This window comes from Mesorhizobium shangrilense (assembly GCF_040537815.1).
GTDB classification, from domain to species: domain Bacteria; phylum Pseudomonadota; class Alphaproteobacteria; order Rhizobiales; family Rhizobiaceae; genus Mesorhizobium; species Mesorhizobium shangrilense.
Genome location: NZ_JBEWSZ010000006.1, coordinates 88746 through 104691, shown reverse-complemented (window position 1 = coordinate 104691; position 15946 = coordinate 88746). Strand labels below are relative to the sequence as shown.

The following is a 15946-nucleotide window of genomic DNA, read 5'->3' as shown; positions in this document are numbered from 1 at the left end:
CCAAAAGCGAGGGATAGTTCCCCGAGATGAGTGACGGAACGGAGGCCATCGGAAACAAGCGCCCGACGATCCGCGACGTGGCGCGCGAGGCTGGCGTTTCCATCGGCACGGTCAGCGCCGTTATCAACCAGCGCGGTCTCGTTGCCGAGGACACCAAGCGGCATGTGCTGCGCTTCATCGCCGAGCTCGGTTTCGAGCCCAACAACGCGGCGCGCAACCTCAAGCGGAGCCGCATCTCCTCGATCGGCTTCGTTGTTCCGGATCTGGGCAACCCGTTCTTCGCCAGCATCGCCGAAGGCATCCAGCGCGGCATCGCCGACAACGACATATTGCTGATGCTGTGCATCACCTGGTCGAAGACGGAACGCGAAGAATATTTCGCCAGCATCCTGCGAACCCAGCGGCTCGACGGCGTCATCTATCTGAGTGGCACCGGCCTGCCGAGCTCTTCGCTGCTCGAACTGGCGAAGGTCGGATCGGTCGTCTTCGTCGATGAAGTGCTGCCGGGCCTGGATGTGCCGTTCGTCGGCAGCAACAATCTGGCCGGCGCGCGCTCGATCGCCCGCCATGTTCTAGACTACGGGCACCGCAAGGTCGCCATCATCGGCGGTCCACCGCGCCTCTGGACCAGCGAGCAACGCCTTGCCGGGTTTCGGGAATCACTGGCGTCGGTAGGCCTCGATCCCGATGCCGCACCCTATGTCGCCGGCGACTACACCGAGCGGTCCGGCTATCTCGCGGCGGCGCATCTCCTGGCCGGCGACGTGGCTGCCCGCCCCACGGCCATCCTGTGCGCCAACGACCTGATGGCCATCGGCGTCATGCGCTTTTGCCGTGAAAGCGGCATCAGCATCCCCGGACAACTCAGCATCACCGGCTTCGACGACATCGCCAACGCCGAATTCCTGATGCCGTCGCTGACCACGGTCGCGCAACCGGCGCAGGAGATGGGGCGGGCGGCGGCGGAGCTTCTGCTCCACCGCAAGGGCGTGAGACCGACGCCGCCGGTGACGACACAGTTTCCGACATCCGTCCGGATACGCAACTCGGTCGGGTCGCTCAGGTGATCAGATTGAGCAAACGATAGAGCCGCTCGAAAGTCTTGCCGTAGGGCGGACGCAGAAGGCTGCCGGCGCTTAAGCGCGATTGCAGGAAAACCGGCTTCTCCTTGCTGAAGGTCCGAAACCCCCATTCGCCATGGTATGCGCCCATGCCGCTTGCGCCGACGCCACCAAAGGGCTGGTTCTCCTGCACCAGATGCAGCATGCAATCGTTGATGGTGACGCCACCGGCGATAGTCTCGCGCAGGATGCGTTGGCGGTTGCCGCGATCGTTTCCGAACCAGTACAGCGCCAGCGGCCGGTCGGCCCGGTTCACGTGGTCGATGGCATCGCCGATTTCGGCGTATTCGAGGATCGGCAGCACCGGGCCGAAGATTTCTTCGCGCATCAGCCTCAGGTTAGGATCGGCGTTGCTGACCAGCGTTGGTGGGATCTTGCGGGTTGCGTCGAAATTCTCGCCGGCCGGGTTGATTTCGACGATATCGGCGCCGGCATCGCGGGCCTCGGCGACCATGCCGCTCAGGCGCTGATGGTGCCGGTCGCTGATGATGGCGGTATAGTCGGGATTGTCCCGCAAGGTCGGATAGAGCCGTGCCATGGCGGCCGCAAGCTTTGCCGCGACCTCGCCTGCCTGTCCCTTCGGCACCAGCAGATAGTCCGGTGCGATGCAGGTCTGGCCGGCGTTGAGCAGCTTGCCATAGGCGACGCCGGATACCGCCGCATCGAGGTCGCATGACGGATCGAAGATCGCCGGCGACTTGCCGCCGAGTTCGAGCGTGACCGGGGTCAGGTTGGCGGCGGCAGCCATCGCGACCTGGCGGCCGACGGCGGTCGAGCCGGTGAACAGCAGATGATCGAAAGGCAGTGACACGAATGCCTTTCCCATCTCGGCATCGCCGGTGACGACACTCGCTTCGTCCGGAGCGAAATGCTCGCCGGCCAGTCGGGCCAGCAGCGTGGAGAAAGCAGGTGTCAGTTCAGAGGGTTTGATGAGCACGCGGTTGCCGGCGGCAAGCGCTGCCGTTGCCGGCGCGACGGCCAGTTGGAAGGGATAATTCCAGGGCGAGACGACGCCGACAACACCGAGCGGTTGCGGCATGAGGCAATTTTTCCCCGGCAGGAACGGCAGGGTGGTGGCGACACGACGTTCCCGCATCCAGCCTTTCAGATGGGACAGCGCGTGGCGGATGCCGGCGCGCACGACGAACAGTTCGGCAAGACGTGTCTCATGCGCCGAGCGGCCGCCAAAGTCGGCGTCGATCGCGGCACAGATGTCGGCCTCGTGCTTTTCAGTGAGCGCGAGAAGGCGCTTGAGGCGGTCCTTTCGCACACCAAGGTCCGGAAAGGGCTGCGCCTCGAAGGCGGCGCGCTGCGATGCAAACCGTCCGCGCAAGGCATTTTGTCTGGTCTGCAGCATTGCGCCCTCCGGCTAAGTCTCTGGAGAAGCTTACATCGCTGAGCCGGGAAGAATCCAGCAAGGTTCGCGTCGCCGCAGGTAATGTCTCATGCTGCGCGGCTGGAAGGCCTCGCATTATTGAAACCATTTGGTGTAAGTTTCATCTTTACATCCTATACGCGAATCGGCAATTTCCCGTGCGCGAACAGCAAGTCACTGATTTGCGCAGTCGCCTGGCGGACGAAAATCCTGGGCAGGCAAAAAAGGGGGGAGAAATGAACGGAACAAATCACATACGGGCGGTAGCCGGCATCTTCTTCGTGATGGCGGCGCTTGGGGTTCTATCCGAGATCACTATGCTGATTTTGGGAGAATCCCTGAATGCCGTGGCAGCCTTTTCAAGTGTGGCTTATGCCATTGGCGCGTATTATTTCATCAAGGGTTCAAACGTCGCGAAAATACTTCTTACGGTAATGTCCATTATTGCCTTCCTATTGGAAGGGGCAATAGCAGTAGTTGCCATTTCAGATGGATTGGCAATCGGCACGGTTATGTTACTGTTCGCAGGGCTTTCCGCGTACTGTCTTTATGCGTTGCAATTTTCAGCAAGTCTCAGGTCCGAGTTTGCTCGTCGCTCCGCCGCATCCCGGCTGGCGGAAGACAAGGCGGCGCAGCACTATTACGATGAACTGGAACGAAAGAGCAGCCAGGAATGATCTCTTAGGGGACCATTTGCGATTCTTGGCGGGCAACCGTCGTCTCCCCTGCCGATTTCATTATCTGCGTCTCGGGTGGAATTGCCAACGTTTGCGGCCCGTCGCAGGCGTGGTCTATGTGCCTCGCCAAGGTTGTGGTTCGCTGGCGGCTGCGTTACTGCAGCCTGCCACGCGGAGAGCATGCTTGATCTGTTTCCACGTCCTCGACAGACCGCGCAGAATTGGTCCTGACCACGCTTGCCTGACGGTAGCGCCGGCAGACGTTTCGTGATGCTGGGATTGAAAAAGACCACCCCGGAGGATCCCAAGCGGCGTGTCCTGAAGGACGTGTTCGGCTTCGATGATTTTCGCCCCGGCCAGGCAGATGTCATGGAGGCGCTGCTCAGCGGGCGCCATGTGCTGGCCGTCATGCCGACGGGTGCGGGCAAATCGCTCTGTTACCAGGTTCCGGCGCTGGTTCTGGGCGGGCTTGCCATCGTTGTTTCGCCGCTGGTGGCGCTGATGCAGGATCAGGTCGCCGCCTTGCGCCTTGCCGGCGTGGCCGCCGACACCATCAATTCCTCGATCGACCGCGAGGCCAATATAGCTGCCTGGCGTCGCGTGGCCTCGGGCCAGACGCGCCTGCTCTATCTCGCGCCGGAGCGATTGATGACCGAGCGCATGCTCGACGCGCTCGCCAGGCTCGATGTCCGCCTGATCGCCATCGACGAGGCGCATTGCATCTCGCAATGGGGCCCGGCGTTCCGGCCTGAGTATGAAGACTTGTCGCGGCTGCGCGGCATTTTCCCGAAGGTGCCGATCATCGCGGTGACGGCGACAGCGGATGAGAGTACGCGCAGCGACATCGAGGCACGGCTGTTCGCCGAGCGGGTCGAAACGCTGGTGCTGGGTTTCGACCGGCCCAACATCAAGCTTGCCATCGAGTCCAAGCAGGACAGCAAGCGGCAGTTGCTTCGCTTTATCGAGCGCCATCCCGGCCGTAGCGGCATCATCTACTGCCTGTCGCGCAAGAAGACGGAGGAGATGGCGGCCTTCCTCGAGAAGAACGGCGTGCGCGCTCTCGCCTATCATGCCGGCATGAGCAAGGAGGCGCGAGACGCCAACCAGAACAGCTTCATGACGCTCTCCGGCGTCGTCATGGTGGCGACCATCGCCTTCGGCATGGGCATCGACAAACCGGATGTCGCCTATGTCTTCCATACCGATATGCCGGGCAGCCTGGAGGCCTACTATCAGGAAATCGGTCGTGCCGGCCGCGACGGGCGGGAGGCCGAGGCGCACATGCTGTTTGGCCTTGGCGATATCCGCATGCGCCGGCTGTTCATCGACGACGAGAACGCGTCGGAAGAGCACAAAAGACGCTCGCATCGCCGGCTCGACACGCTGATCGGCTATTGCGAGACGGCGCAATGCCGCCGCCAGGTGCTGCTTGGCTATTTCGGCGAAGAGGCTGAGCCTTGCGGCAATTGCGACAACTGCCTCGATCAGGCGCCGCGCGCCGATGGCGGGGCGGAGGCGCGGATCATCCTGGCGGCGATGGCCGAGACCGGTGAACGTTTTGGCGCGGGCCATGTCATCGACGTCCTGCTTGGCCATGAAACCGAGAAGGTGCAGGCCCGGGGCCACCAGAGGCTCGCCAGCTTCGGGAGTGGTGTCGCGCACAAGAAGGATTTCTGGCTGTCGCTGATCCGTCAGCTCGTGGCGAACGGTTTCCTGGCGCCGGATCCGAACGGCCATGGCGGCCTCGCCATCGCCGAAAAGGGCCATGCGCTGCGCCGAGGCGAGATGCCGTTCCGCTACCGTGTCGAGGTGCGCAGCCGCGCCTTGCGCAAGATGCGTGGCCAGGAGGCTCTCGCCAGCGCGGAAGGCCTGGATGCTTCGCTGCTGGCCGCGCTCAAGGCATTGCGGCTGCGTCTCGCCAAGGAGCGCCAGGTGCCGGCCTATGTGGTGTTCTCCGACCGCACCCTGATCGACATGGCCGAACGCTGCCCGCGCGACCTCGACGCCTTCGCAGAAGTGAACGGTGTCGGTGCCGCGAAGCTCAAGGAGTTCGGTCCGATATTCCTCGAGGCGATCAACGCGCACCGATAGGGCGGGGCGACCGAGACAGCGCTGAATTCCAGCTTGCGCTGAAAAGGTTCCCAAATAGAAAAAGCCCGCCGGCGCGAGCCGACGAGCCTACTACGTACCGGGTCTGTAGATCAGACAGGCTGCTTGTTTGGCCCTGATATGGCAACCGCCACGACCGAGCTGAGCTTTTCGCGCTTCACAAGCGTCGGCTTCTCGTACGTCTTCAAAATAACCCCCTAGGTTGTAAGCTTTCCATCAATGGGGTGAAAGTTGCGTCGTGTAAAGCAAGGCTGTCAATTGCACCCAAAAAAGGTGCGCCACCGCCGGGTGGCGGGCAGGTTCTGAAATGGCCAGGGATCAGTCCGCCATTCAATCAACCAGCGGTCGATAGGTTGGTTCTTAGCCGGGTCTTGGTCTTGGCCGTGACCAGCATGAGCGCGGGCATTGCATGATGGATGGTGCGACGAGACGAGGCGTGCGCTGGACAATAGCCACTCGACCTTGTTTGTCTTCGGCAAACCGCTGTCGGCCAGGATTTCAGATCCTTGTCGGGTCTGATCGCTGATCGGTGCCAGCTAAGCAATTCGAACTGCTCGCCGGTCCAGAAGGCGATGTTCCCTGCAGGCGGCCATACCGCATTTGGAGGATGCCTATAGCGTTTTGCTTTACGTGGCTTTGTCGAGCGCTAGGGGGCGAAGATACATGTCGGATCAGGGCTAAAATTCGAAAGTCATGGAGCAATATGACAGCATGAAGCCAGAGATATTCGATCCATGGAAGCTGCGTTTCGAATTCGAGCGGAGAGGTCGATTGCACGGTCATATAATTTAGAAAGACGCCTTATCCAAGTCTTCGGAGTATCCTCCGTCTCTTTCTTCTTAGACACTCTGGCGAACGCAAATTTCTACCCAAAAATAGTCACAAGAGAATGTTGACTCTTCCGCAACGGAGGGCGTTTAAACTCGGGCTATTTTAGGGAGCTTTCAATGGCGTTGCGTATCAACCTGCCGGGTGGAACCTTTAAGGTGAAAACCTACCGTGAACTTCGCGTCAGGGAGCGAGAGCGGCGTGTGCCCGTACTAAAAGTCGGATCGATGTATTTCATCTGGTGGCCCAACAGCCAGAAGCCTTCCGACCCCGAGAAATCGAAGCGTCTTCCGGGCCAATAGCCATCATCAGACGGGCGTACTACCGTTCAGTCAAACGGGGCCAATCGCCGAGCGCCTGATGGAGGCCTTGATTGAATTTCTCCGAGCCGGCGAAGGCGACAACGCACCCCGGTTTGCAGTCGAACGGGGGTGACGCCCCTATGCCCGCCGTAAAAATGGATACCTCGTCTCGGATTCGAACCGAGAGTCTAGGGAAATGCACCTCCCTTTGCGTAACCCACTCCGCCACGAGGTGGATGATGCTTAGTCGCCAATTCGGCGAAAGTGAATATGCCAAATTTTTCGGAGCTTCGCGACAGAATTGGCTGCGGCGACGGCTGCGCACTCTTGCGGGAGGTCGGATACGCCTCAGCTAATTGTCATATTATCCAACCGCCGGTCGGGCAGGATCAGGAAATCACAATCCATAGCTGCGGATGAACCGCGCCTTGCCGCCCCGTGTTGACCCAAGGTCCACACAGGACCCGCTCGAATCGTTCCGGATGATGCGGAGCTACCAGATCCACTGAAAGGTGGACGAAAGGCCGATCGTAAAGGTTACGATGAAACACTTCCTATAGGAAGTGTTTCATCCGGCTGAGCCTAATGCAGTCCTGGATGCCATGTCATTATCCTTCGAGGCTGCTGGATGAAACAGAATTATCTATAGTGTTTCAGACGGCCAAGCGCTGTTGCAGATCGGTATCACTGCAACCAATGAATGCATGTCGCCGTTTGTCTGCATTGACATTTCTCACGGCTTTGTGAAGTACTCTTCTGGCTCAGATTTACGTGGGCCTTTTCCGTGGCGGGGGGGCAGTTCATCCGGCCTGAGCCTGGACGCAAACAGAAGCTTGCGACGGGTTTTTGCTCTTAAGTCTGACGCAATGTCAGACTGCAAGGCCCTTCCAGCTATTTGTTAGGCAACGAGAGGGCTAAAAGTGAAACTTCTTCTTCTGACGACCACCATCCTCACCTTGGCTTCTGGCGCGTCTTTCGCGGCGGATGCAGTGAACGGCGCCGAAGCGCTGCCGGTCGCCGCGACCTACAATTGGTCGGGAGGCTATGTTGGCGCGCAAATCGGCTATGCTTGGGGACGGTCAGTTTTTTCGACACCCAATGATGACGAAACAGGCCGATTTGATCCCGACTCCGTGATCGGCGGTCTCTATCTGGGTTACAATCACCAGATCAATGGCGGCCCTTGGGTGGTTGGCGTCGACGGTGACCTGACCTTCGGTGGCGAGCACAAGGCACACAAGTGGTCTTGGAGCGGCGACGGCGTTTACGATCCGGATCACGTGACTATCGGCCAGATCGACTATGCGGTAGCGCTGCGTGCCCGTGTTGGGTATGCCGTGGATCGCTGGCTGCCCTATGTCGCCGGAGGTGTTTCGACCGCGCGGTTCGCCTTTGCTCTCGATCACGACGGGACTGAGAATTGGGATTTTCAGCAAAAGCAGACGCTGACCGGTTGGAATATCGGCGTCGGCGTTGAATATGCTGCAACCGACAACCTCGTCGTGCGCGCCGAATACCGATACACGGATTTCGGATCAAAGAATTATTACGATGCCAATTGGGACGGCGAGAGCAAGATCAATCTGTCCTCCAACGATCTCCGTCTTGGGGTCGCCTACAAATTCTGACCTGCAGCCTTCTGTGTAGAGCTTGGCCCCGGCATCCCTCCGCCGGGGCTTTTCTTTATTTGCTGTCAGGGAAGGCAAAAAGACAGTTGTTGCCGAGCCGATATTGATTCTAACGCTCAAGCGGCCTGAAGCATCTGGTGTTGCGGTGGGCCTGCCTCCCGGTAGAAGGGATAGAGGTCTGCATGCAAATCCGGGAAATGCCTCCATGGCGGCCTCGCCATCGCCGAAAAGGGCCATGCGCTGCGCCGAGGCGAGATGCCGTTCCTGCCGTGTCGAGGTGCGCAGCCGCGCCTTGCGCAAGATGCGCGGTCAGGAAGCTCTCGCCAGCGCGGAAGGCCTGGATGCCTCGCTGCTGGCCACGCTCAATGCATTGCGGCTGCGTCTCGCCAAGGAGCGCCGGCCTATGTGGTGTTCTCCGACCGCATCCTGATCGACATGGCCGAACGCTGCTCGCCCGACCTCGACGCCTTCGCAGAAGTGAACGGTGTCGGCGCCGCGAAGCTCAAGGAGTTCGGTCAGGTTTTTCTGAGCGCAATCGCCGCGCACCAATCCGCATCGGCGTGAAAGCGACTACGCGGCAATGGCCAAAACGGTGGTCTCGCCGGGGTGCCCCGGCATCAACTTGAGTCTACGCTCATTTGTGCAATGCGTCTATGAAAACTGAAATTAAACCCGAAAATAATGTTTTGCGTACACACTACGTCATAGTTAATAGACGGCGTTTTGTTTAAGTGCTCAAATAGATTTGTCATCAGCCATTGTATGGGCGCTGGTGCTTGAGAGCGCCTAACATTCTCCCGCCCGAGCGGGAGCCATTCAGTGACAGTCAGCCAACCCTATGTGTTTTCAGGGATCCCCATCGAAACCAGTGACGGCAATGTTTCGATTGTCTGTACACTTCCTCAAATGGCCGACGTCCTGGCCAACGACTGGCCATCCGATGGCCCGATGTTTTTGGCCGCGCTCGCTGCCTTGGTGGGAGAAAGGGTGGGGCGTTGCAGCACGAGGGACGTCCACCGAGCCTTCATTGCAGCGGCGCTCGAAGCAGATTGTCTGCCTGATAGCTACATGAAGAATTGAGCGCGAAATGCCTCCAACCCTCCGGGCGACACTTTGTGAAACAAGAGATGCGTTGCACGTGCTGCGAAGGGCTCTCTTTGCCTGCGGACATATCGAAGCCATGAAGGAAATCGATTCCCTCATAGGCGTGGCCGAAGACAAGGCAGTCCACGCGATCGGCTCCATCGACCGCGCAGAAATTCGAAGGCCTGTGCTTGTGGCGGTGGCAAATCCGGCGGAGCCGGCAGCTATTGTTCTGCCGGTCGTTCAGCCCATGAAGCTTGGCGAGCTTCGCGACCAGGGAATGGGCCTTAGCGCATATTGCGGCAATCCCCGTTGTGGTCATCTGCGCTCGCTTGATCTCGATGGCCTGATCGAGATCTATGGGACACACTATGATTTCATCACCGAAAGGCGACTGGCATCAAAACTGGTATGCAAACGGTGCCAAAATATTGGAGGAAGGCTCGTCGTGGTCTCCGACAAAAGGCCCCGGTATTGATTGCCAGATCGACCGCGCTCGAATTGGATCGCCCGGAAACCGGTAAGTTGCTCCACCACATCAAGTCGGAGAAGGGCTTTTTCGAGGGGCGGATCGTTCCCGACGATCTCGGATCTATCATCTGCGTAAAGGCGAAGCGCACGAATACGCGAATCAAGTCGCAGTCCGGCGCCTTCCTGTTGTTCGGGCACGAGGCCGCGCTGCCCGATGCGGGACAAGACGACATCGAGATCAGCCGGGTGACGATCAAGAATAAGGCGCACATTCTTAATCAGCTCGACCGGATCAACATCAACGCCACGACCGTCTATCCGAGCATCGACCAGACCGCAGTTCATTTGCGAGATCAGCACCAGTCGCCGAAGCCTGTCAGAACGGCCCCAAGCGATACGTCCGACGGTTTTCCAGACGTTTGACGGGACGGTTTCGACCCAATCCCGATATGATTTGATGGCACAGTATCGGGCTATAGCGTGGAAACGGCGGTTCCCTATACCGCATGGTGTGTGCGGCGATCGGCGGCTATGCCGGGCCATAGAGGGCAATCGGCGGGGCTGGCGGGCCGCGCCCGACGATGATGAGCACTACGTCTACGCTATAGCCCTCTAATTCCGCCCGACTGTGAGCGCACCGCTCCATCAGTGCCGCCTGCGGCCAGTATCGGATAAACCGCCTGAAACCGAGACGTGGGGCGCAAGTCTGGCTTTCGCCGGTTCATTCGAGATCAGCGTCGATGCGGCCGATCTGTCCGTCGGCGTTGACGGACATCTCCAGCAAGCCGATCTCGTGGCCGAAGTCGCCGGTGAAATCGACCCGCACGCCGGCATGGTCGTCGCCCAGAATTCCGACCGAGAGAAGATGTGTCACGGTGTGATAGCCGACGAAGAAGCGGTCCAGGTACTCTCGAATGCCGGCATGTCCAGAGAAACTTTCGCCAACGGAAGCATCCTCGATAATCGCATTGGTCGCAAACAGGGCCAGCGCGGCTTCAACATCAAAGGCATTGGTCGCTTTGATCAGCCGGCCCACAGTTTTGAACAGCGTGCCGTTTTCAGTCATCTCCTCAGCTCCCGTGCATCATAATTCAGCCGGCTATTGATCCCAAGAACCGGGAGCACCAGCGTGTAAAAGCCGGTCGAATGATCGGTGTCGTTCAAAGTCGGAAAGGTGCGATCAAACATGAAGTAATCCCGATTTAGATTATGTAACCGCCGGTCACTTCGATGTTCTGCGCATTGATCCAACGGTTGTCGTCGGCTAACAGGCAGGCGATCATGCAGCCGATGTCATCCGGTTCCCCGACCCGCCCTAGAGCGGTCTGACCGGCAAGTTGGGCTTCGAACACGTCGTTGAGGCCCCCGCCAAGTTCAGTACGGATGGCGCCCGGCGCGATGGAATTGGCTCGGATCCGACGGTCGCCGAATTCCTTGGCCATGTAGCGCGTCAGCACTTCGAGCCCACCCTTGAAAGATGCGTAGGGTGCGACACCGGCAGTCGCGACACGGCTCGTAGAACTGGCCACGTTTATAATGTGTCCGCCATCGGCCATCAGCGGCAACAGCGCCTGGGTCAGGAAGAACGGCCCCTTGAGATGCACCCTGAAGAGGCCATCAAACTCATCCTCGGTCACGGTTGCGATGGGGTTGTAGAGACCGTGACCGGCGTTGTTCACGAGAAAGTCGAAGCTTGTGCGGTCCCAGGTCGTGGAGAGAGTCTGGTGGACCGCCTCGCGAAACGAGAGGAACGTCGTGCTGTCGCCGACGTCGAGCTTCAGTGCGATGGCCTTGCCACCATCTGCCTCGATGGCTCGCACGACGTTTCTGGCTGCCTCTGGATTGCCGTTGTAGGTCAAGATGACGCCCATGCCGCGTTTGGCGCACTGAATCGCAGTGCTCGCGCCGATGCCTCGGCTGCCGCCGGTGATGATGACGATGCTCATGATCTCGTTCTCCTTTGATTGTGACCAAAGGGATAGCAGCCGAGCAAAAGCACCGCCCTCACGATCCTCTCCGAATATTGCCTATTTCTGCTTTTTGGTTGATTGCAATACGCCGCTGTGGAACAACGATATCCATGGAAATTCAGCTTCGGGAACTACGGCAACTGGCCTCCAAGGCGGAAAACCGACGCACCGAGACGGGTATCCCTCGTGTCGCCATGGTGCAGGGAGAAGTTCCCGAGCATCGGCTCGCGGCTGTCTACGAGCCCATGGTCAATCTGATCCTGACGGGATCAAAGACAATGACCGTTGGCGACCGGACGTTACGGTATGATCCGGCAACGTATTTTGTGATGTCCGTCGATCTGCCTGCAGTCGGCTCCGTGCACAGATCTGATGATGGCGATCCCTACCTTGCGATCAGTCTGACGCTAGAACCGGCAATCGTCGCAAACCTGCTGGCCGATCTGCCCAAACCTGCCGGAGGACACCTCTACAGCCCCGGTTTTTCCGTGGCACCGGTCACGCCCGAATTGCTCGACGCCTGGGTTCGCATGCTTCGGTTGATGGAGCGTTCGAACGAGGTGGCGGCGCTTGCGCCGGCATATGAGCGCGAGATCTTGTTCCGGGTGTTGCAAGGGCCACTCGGCTGGATGCTTCGTGATATCGCGACCCCCGAGACCGCTCTTTCGCGGATCGGTATCGCCATTCAATGGACCAGGGAAAACTTTGCCAAGCCGCTTCGCGTCGAAACGTTGGCGGAGATGACGGCCTTGAGCGTTTCGGCCTTCCATCGTCACTTCAAAGCTGTCACCGCGCTCAGCCCCTTGCGGTATCAAAAACATTTACGGCTGCTGCATGCGCGGTCGCTTCTTATCGCCGGAGAAGGCAGCGCCACGTCCATCGCGTTCGAAGTGGGGTACGAAAGCCCGAACCAGTTCAGCCGCGAATACGCACGTCAATTCGGCTTGCCACCCTCCAAGGATGCTGCGCGACTACGCCAAAAAGCCCCACATAACGCCGAACGATTTCTGTCGGTAACCACTGGATGAAGGTTGCAGCGCAGCCCACTTTCCGGTGCCTGGGCAAATGAAACTCCCAGGTCAGGATCGTGCAATCGGCGGAGTTTGGCGGCAACTCGTTCCCAAGTATGGACATTTTGGCCTGCATGGCGGAGAGGGAGGGATTCGAACCCCCGATGGGCTTGCACCCATGCCGCATTTCGAGTGCGGTGCATTCGACCACTCTGCCACCTCTCCGCGGTCATGGTCCGCCGTTGCCAGCGCGGCGCACTAGATAACGGCTGAGCGGACAGGTTACAAGGCCAAATCCGCCGCTTTCTCAGCTTCTTGGATAAGGGGTGGTTTTGCCGGGCAAGGGAGCCGCGATCGGCTCCGGTCGGGGCCGGCCGCGGGGGCGTGATGGGCGCGCTGGCATCGCCGGACGTTGCTCTTTCCTGCTGACGGCAGGAGAGCAGATGTAGCGCTGCAGAGCAGATGTAGCGCTGCATGTCGTTGCGGATGCCACAAGCCGGCAAACGGCTGGTCGCGTTGGCGATCTCTCGGCCAGTTGTCTTGACTTCAACCCAACCTTCGGTTAGGGACAGCGCGCAATCGGCGTGGAGGGTTCTTCCGCGCCGCTTGTTTTTTGAACCCGCAGACTGACAAAAAGACGGCCGAACCGCCTGACGCGGTTCATCAAGGCCGACCGAACAGCGAAAGGCAAAAAATGTTCGCAGTCATTAAAACGGGCGGCAAGCAATATCGCGTAGCCGCCAACGATCTCCTGAAGATCGAAAAAGTCGAAGCCAGTGTCGGCGATATCGTCGAGATCGGCCACGTGCTCGCGCATGGCGAGGGCGAAAATGTCACGTTCGGCGCGCCGTTCGTGGAAGGCGCTTTGGTTACCGCCGAAGTCGTCGAGCAGGGCAAGAACCGCACCGTCATCGCTTTCAAGAAGCGCCGCCGGCAGAATTCGCGCCGCAAGATCGGCCATCGCCAGCTTTTGACCACCGTGCGGATCTCCGAGATCCTGCTGGATGGTGCCAAGCCGTCGAAGAAGGCCGAGGCAAAGGCGCCCAAGAAGGAAGCCAAGGCCAAGTCCGAAGAGACCGCCGCAGCGCCGCTGTTCAAGGCGCCGAAGGGCGAACCTGACGACCTGACCGTGATCAAGGGCATCGGCCCCGTCGCGGCCAAGGACCTGAACGAGCAGGGCATCATCACCTTCGCCCAGCTCGCCAAGCTGTCCGACAAGGACGTGGCGAAGATCGACGAGCACATGCCGTTCAGCGCCGACCAGATCAAGGACTGGCGCGAACAGGCCAAGGAACTCGCGAAGTAGCATTTCCGGCGCACCGAGTTGCCGGATCGGACTTGAAACGGAACGCTTGCGCGTTCATAAGAGCTTTTAGGCGCCTTGCGGCGCAACGGAGTAGTTAGATGGCACACAAGAAAGCTGGCGGCTCGTCGCGCAACGGTCGCGACTCGCATTCCAAGCGCCTGGGCGTGAAAAAATTCGGCGGCGAAGCCGTCATCCCGGGCAACATCATCATTCGTCAACGCGGCACCACGTGGCATCCCGGCGTCAATGTCGGCATGGGTACTGACCACACGCTTTTTGCGCTCGAATCCGGCGCCGTGACGTTCAACAAAAAAGCCAATGGCCGAACCTACGTATCGGTGAACCCGATTACCAAAGCAGCGGAGTAGCCGGTTCCGCACTAGAACACCGGCGCCCATCTCGGGAACCGGTGTCTGGAAAAGCCAGGAAAAGGATCAGGGGAGATGGGTTTCCATCTCCCCTTTTTCTTGCGCCTGGAGAACTGAAATGGTTGCCGAAGCTGAAGACACGGATGACGAAAGTTACGCGATAGACTGCCCGGTGCTGGTCACCGAGCGGCTGGTGATGCGCGCACCCCGCGAAGAGGACATCGCGCAGCTGGTCGAACTCGCTGATAACCGTCACGTCGCCGAAATGCTGGCCCGCATGCCGCATCCCTATGGCGAGGCCGAGGCGCGTGCCTTCCTTGCCATGACAAAGTCGCGCCGCGCCGGCATCGCCTATGCGTTGACGCTGTCCGGCACCGACACATTCGTCGGCTGTGCCGGCCTCAACACGACGGACCGTGGCCTGGAACTCGGCTACTGGATCGGCGAGCCCCACTGGAAGCGTGGCTACGCGACGGAGGCCGCGCACGCACTGGTCGACCTCGCCTTTCAGAAGACGACGATCCAGGTGCTGCATGCCTCGACGCGGGTCATCAATCCGGCGTCGCGCCGGGTCATCCACAAATGCGGCTTCCAGTATGCCGGACAGGGCATGCTGAACTCGATCGTCGCCGGCCAGGTGCCGGTCGAGCGTTACCGGCTCGACAGGAAGACCTGGACGAGTCTCAGGAACTGGGTCCACTTTTGATGTGTGCTGATATTCAGGTGATACCGGCCTGCGAATGGCTGACCTGAATCTCAACACACCTCGGCGCGTGGGCCTCAGGATGAGATCAGCCCAACTCGATCCAGACCGGCAAATGGTCGGAGCCGACGGCTTGCCGGTCGACCCAGAGGCGCTTCAGCGAGCGGGCAAGCGAAGCGCTGGTGAAGACATAGTCGATGCGCTTGTGGCGGCTGGCATCTTCGGGTCGTCTGGGATCGACCCACGTGAGGAGATCGGCAACGTTGAGGCGCAATGCGGCATCGACGGCAAAGTCAGCGGTCAGCGGCATGCCGAATTCATGGTCGGGCCGGCCGGCCAGTTCGACATATTCGGGCGAGCCGGCCAGCATGTTGAAATCGCCCATGGCGACAAAGGCTTCGGGATGCGGCAATTCCGGCAGGCCGATCTCGGCGACGCCGGACAGTGCGCCGCCTTCCAGCGCATAATTCAGCAGGCGCTGGCGCAGGAACTGGATCTGGCTGGCGCGTTCAACCGGGCTGCGGTGATCGAGATGGATGGAATAGAAGCGGATGAAACCAAGCGGCGTCTCGATCAGTGCCTCGAGCGCGCCACGCTGGAAATTCATGACCTCGAAGCTGCGGCTGCGCGGCAGAAGCAGGTTGCGCGACAGATGAATGGGCGTCTTCGACAGCATCATGTTGCCGAGCTGGAAGGTCGTGGTGACAGCGCGGCCGTTCTCGATGCGCGAGCCGATATTGGCTTCGAAATTGCTGCCATAGACGGCAAAGTAATCAGGCAGCGCTTCGCCGAGTTCGGCGACCATGTCGCGTCCGCCGTTCCTGGGGTTGTTGCGGGTAACCTCCTGCAGCGCGATCACGTCGGCGCCGCGCACGGCGTCCGCAATGCGCCCGACATCGTATTGCCCGTCGAGGCCGATGCCATACTGGATATTGTAGGTTGCAACCTTCATTGCGCCATCTCTCCGGCCGCACTAGCAAAACGGCCTCGCCCTT

17 protein-coding genes, 1 tRNA gene and 1 pseudogene are annotated in these 15946 nt (G+C 59.8%); 13 read left to right on the top strand and 6 right to left on the bottom strand.

The genetic code is table 11. From position 1 onward, the window contains the following. Positions 1-26 precede the first annotated feature (26 nt). Complete coding sequence (locus ABVQ20_RS34060; protein ID WP_354464206.1) at positions 27-1067, top strand: LacI family DNA-binding transcriptional regulator; 1041 nt, start codon at positions 27-29, stop codon at positions 1065-1067. Here ABVQ20_RS34060 and ABVQ20_RS34055 read toward each other — a convergent pair. After that, positions 1060-2478, bottom strand: coding sequence for a coniferyl aldehyde dehydrogenase (locus tag ABVQ20_RS34055; RefSeq protein WP_354464205.1), 1419 nt, complete (start codon positions 2476-2478; stop codon positions 1060-1062). The genes ABVQ20_RS34060 and ABVQ20_RS34055 overlap by 8 nt on opposite strands. A gap of 176 nt (positions 2479-2654) precedes the next feature. Here ABVQ20_RS34055 and ABVQ20_RS34050 point away from each other — a divergent pair, with 176 nt between their 5' ends. From ABVQ20_RS34050 to ABVQ20_RS34010, 8 genes and pseudogenes are all read left to right on the top strand, one after another. Next, on the top strand, positions 2655-3173 hold the full coding sequence (locus ABVQ20_RS34050) for a hypothetical protein (protein ID WP_354464204.1): 519 nt from the start codon (positions 2655-2657) through the stop codon (positions 3171-3173). Positions 3174-3443: 270 nt separating this feature from the next. Beyond that, positions 3444-5264, top strand: coding sequence for a DNA helicase RecQ (recQ, locus tag ABVQ20_RS34045; RefSeq protein ID WP_435528479.1), 1821 nt, complete (start codon positions 3444-3446; stop codon positions 5262-5264). 965 nt (positions 5265-6229) lie between these two features. Continuing rightward, a complete protein-coding gene (locus tag ABVQ20_RS34040) occupies positions 6230-6412 on the top strand; it encodes a hypothetical protein (RefSeq protein ID WP_354464202.1) in 183 nt (60 codons plus the stop codon). Between the two features lie 989 nt (positions 6413-7401). After that, entirely contained in the window at positions 7402-8040 is a 639-nt protein-coding gene (locus ABVQ20_RS34035) for an outer membrane protein (protein ID WP_354464201.1), read from the top strand. 204 nt (positions 8041-8244) lie between these two features. After that, positions 8245-8604 (top strand): annotated as a pseudogene (locus ABVQ20_RS40575) (HRDC domain-containing protein); the annotation flags it as partial. Between the two features lie 255 nt (positions 8605-8859). Continuing rightward, complete coding sequence (locus tag ABVQ20_RS34020) at positions 8860-9120, top strand: DUF982 domain-containing protein (RefSeq protein ID WP_354464198.1); 261 nt, start codon at positions 8860-8862, stop codon at positions 9118-9120. A gap of 100 nt (positions 9121-9220) precedes the next feature. Next, positions 9221-9601, top strand: coding sequence for a hypothetical protein (locus tag ABVQ20_RS34015; protein WP_354464197.1), 381 nt, complete (start codon positions 9221-9223; stop codon positions 9599-9601). A 23-nt stretch (positions 9602-9624) separates the two neighbouring features. Continuing rightward, positions 9625-10017, top strand: a complete 393-nt coding sequence (locus ABVQ20_RS34010; protein WP_354464196.1) for a hypothetical protein — start codon at positions 9625-9627, stop codon at positions 10015-10017. 298 nt (positions 10018-10315) lie between these two features. Here ABVQ20_RS34010 and ABVQ20_RS34005 read toward each other — a convergent pair whose 3' ends face one another. Genes ABVQ20_RS34005 through ABVQ20_RS33995 form a run of 3 tightly spaced genes read right to left on the bottom strand, consistent with a single transcriptional unit; the run spans position 10316 to position 11540 of the window. After that, positions 10316-10660, bottom strand: coding sequence for a nuclear transport factor 2 family protein (locus tag ABVQ20_RS34005; RefSeq protein ID WP_354464195.1), 345 nt, complete (start codon positions 10658-10660; stop codon positions 10316-10318). Continuing rightward, positions 10657-10782: a hypothetical protein gene (locus ABVQ20_RS34000; protein WP_354464194.1), complete on the bottom strand. Its 126-nt coding sequence runs from the start codon at positions 10780-10782 to the stop codon at positions 10657-10659. The genes ABVQ20_RS34005 and ABVQ20_RS34000 overlap by 4 nt, the downstream gene beginning before the upstream one ends. A gap of 14 nt (positions 10783-10796) precedes the next feature. Then, the gene (locus ABVQ20_RS33995; RefSeq protein ID WP_354464193.1) at positions 10797-11540 is read right to left on the bottom strand and encodes an SDR family NAD(P)-dependent oxidoreductase; all 744 of its coding nucleotides are present in this window, start codon (positions 11538-11540) and stop codon (positions 10797-10799) included. Positions 11541-11674: 134 nt separating this feature from the next. Here ABVQ20_RS33995 and ABVQ20_RS33990 point away from each other — a divergent pair, with 134 nt between their 5' ends. Beyond that, entirely contained in the window at positions 11675-12592 is a 918-nt protein-coding gene (locus ABVQ20_RS33990; protein WP_354464192.1) for an AraC family transcriptional regulator, read from the top strand. A 117-nt stretch (positions 12593-12709) separates the two neighbouring features. Here ABVQ20_RS33990 and ABVQ20_RS33985 read toward each other — a convergent pair. Beyond that, positions 12710-12799: transfer RNA gene (locus ABVQ20_RS33985), tRNA-Ser, on the bottom strand. Positions 12800-13268: 469 nt separating this feature from the next. Between ABVQ20_RS33985 and rplU the strand changes: the two genes are divergently transcribed. The 3 genes from rplU to ABVQ20_RS33970 all read left to right on the top strand — a co-directional run bounded on the left by rplU (position 13269) and on the right by ABVQ20_RS33970 (position 14954). Further along, on the top strand, positions 13269-13880 hold the full coding sequence (gene rplU, locus ABVQ20_RS33980; protein WP_354464191.1) for a 50S ribosomal protein L21: 612 nt from the start codon (positions 13269-13271) through the stop codon (positions 13878-13880). 98 nt (positions 13881-13978) lie between these two features. Next, complete coding sequence (rpmA, locus tag ABVQ20_RS33975; protein ID WP_010912120.1) at positions 13979-14248, top strand: 50S ribosomal protein L27; 270 nt, start codon at positions 13979-13981, stop codon at positions 14246-14248. A gap of 118 nt (positions 14249-14366) precedes the next feature. Continuing rightward, the gene (locus ABVQ20_RS33970) at positions 14367-14954 is read left to right on the top strand and encodes a GNAT family N-acetyltransferase (protein ID WP_354464190.1); all 588 of its coding nucleotides are present in this window, start codon (positions 14367-14369) and stop codon (positions 14952-14954) included. Positions 14955-15039: 85 nt separating this feature from the next. On the opposite strand, the gene ABVQ20_RS33965 is transcribed toward ABVQ20_RS33970, so the two are convergent. Next, positions 15040-15903 (bottom strand): endonuclease/exonuclease/phosphatase family protein, encoded by an 864-nt coding sequence (locus tag ABVQ20_RS33965; protein WP_354464189.1) that lies wholly within the window; start codon positions 15901-15903, stop codon positions 15040-15042. Positions 15904-15946 lie beyond the last annotated feature (43 nt).

Excerpts from the sequence above, each read along its gene's own strand:
- ABVQ20_RS34015 (WP_354464197.1), top strand. The coding sequence starts at position 9,221 with ATGAAGGAAATCGATTCCCTCATAGGCGTGGCCGAAGACAAGGCAGTC.
- ABVQ20_RS34005 (WP_354464195.1), bottom strand. The coding sequence starts at position 10,660 with ATGACTGAAAACGGCACGCTGTTCAAAACTGTGGGCCGGCTGATCAAA.
- ABVQ20_RS33990 (WP_354464192.1), top strand. The coding sequence starts at position 11,675 with ATGGAAATTCAGCTTCGGGAACTACGGCAACTGGCCTCCAAGGCGGAA.
- ABVQ20_RS33965 (WP_354464189.1), bottom strand. The coding sequence starts at position 15,903 with ATGAAGGTTGCAACCTACAATATCCAGTATGGCATCGGCCTCGACGGG.
- rplU (WP_354464191.1), top strand. The coding sequence starts at position 13,269 with ATGTTCGCAGTCATTAAAACGGGCGGCAAGCAATATCGCGTAGCCGCC.
- ABVQ20_RS33970 (WP_354464190.1), top strand. The coding sequence starts at position 14,367 with ATGGTTGCCGAAGCTGAAGACACGGATGACGAAAGTTACGCGATAGAC.
- ABVQ20_RS34000 (WP_354464194.1), bottom strand. The coding sequence starts at position 10,782 with ATGTTTGATCGCACCTTTCCGACTTTGAACGACACCGATCATTCGACC.
- ABVQ20_RS33995 (WP_354464193.1), bottom strand. The coding sequence starts at position 11,540 with ATGAGCATCGTCATCATCACCGGCGGCAGCCGAGGCATCGGCGCGAGC.
- ABVQ20_RS34055 (WP_354464205.1), bottom strand. The coding sequence starts at position 2,478 with ATGCTGCAGACCAGACAAAATGCCTTGCGCGGACGGTTTGCATCGCAG.
- ABVQ20_RS34040 (WP_354464202.1), top strand. The coding sequence starts at position 6,230 with ATGGCGTTGCGTATCAACCTGCCGGGTGGAACCTTTAAGGTGAAAACC.
- rpmA (WP_010912120.1), top strand. The coding sequence starts at position 13,979 with ATGGCACACAAGAAAGCTGGCGGCTCGTCGCGCAACGGTCGCGACTCG.
- ABVQ20_RS34060 (WP_354464206.1), top strand. The coding sequence starts at position 27 with ATGAGTGACGGAACGGAGGCCATCGGAAACAAGCGCCCGACGATCCGC.
- recQ (WP_435528479.1), top strand. The coding sequence starts at position 3,444 with ATGCTGGGATTGAAAAAGACCACCCCGGAGGATCCCAAGCGGCGTGTC.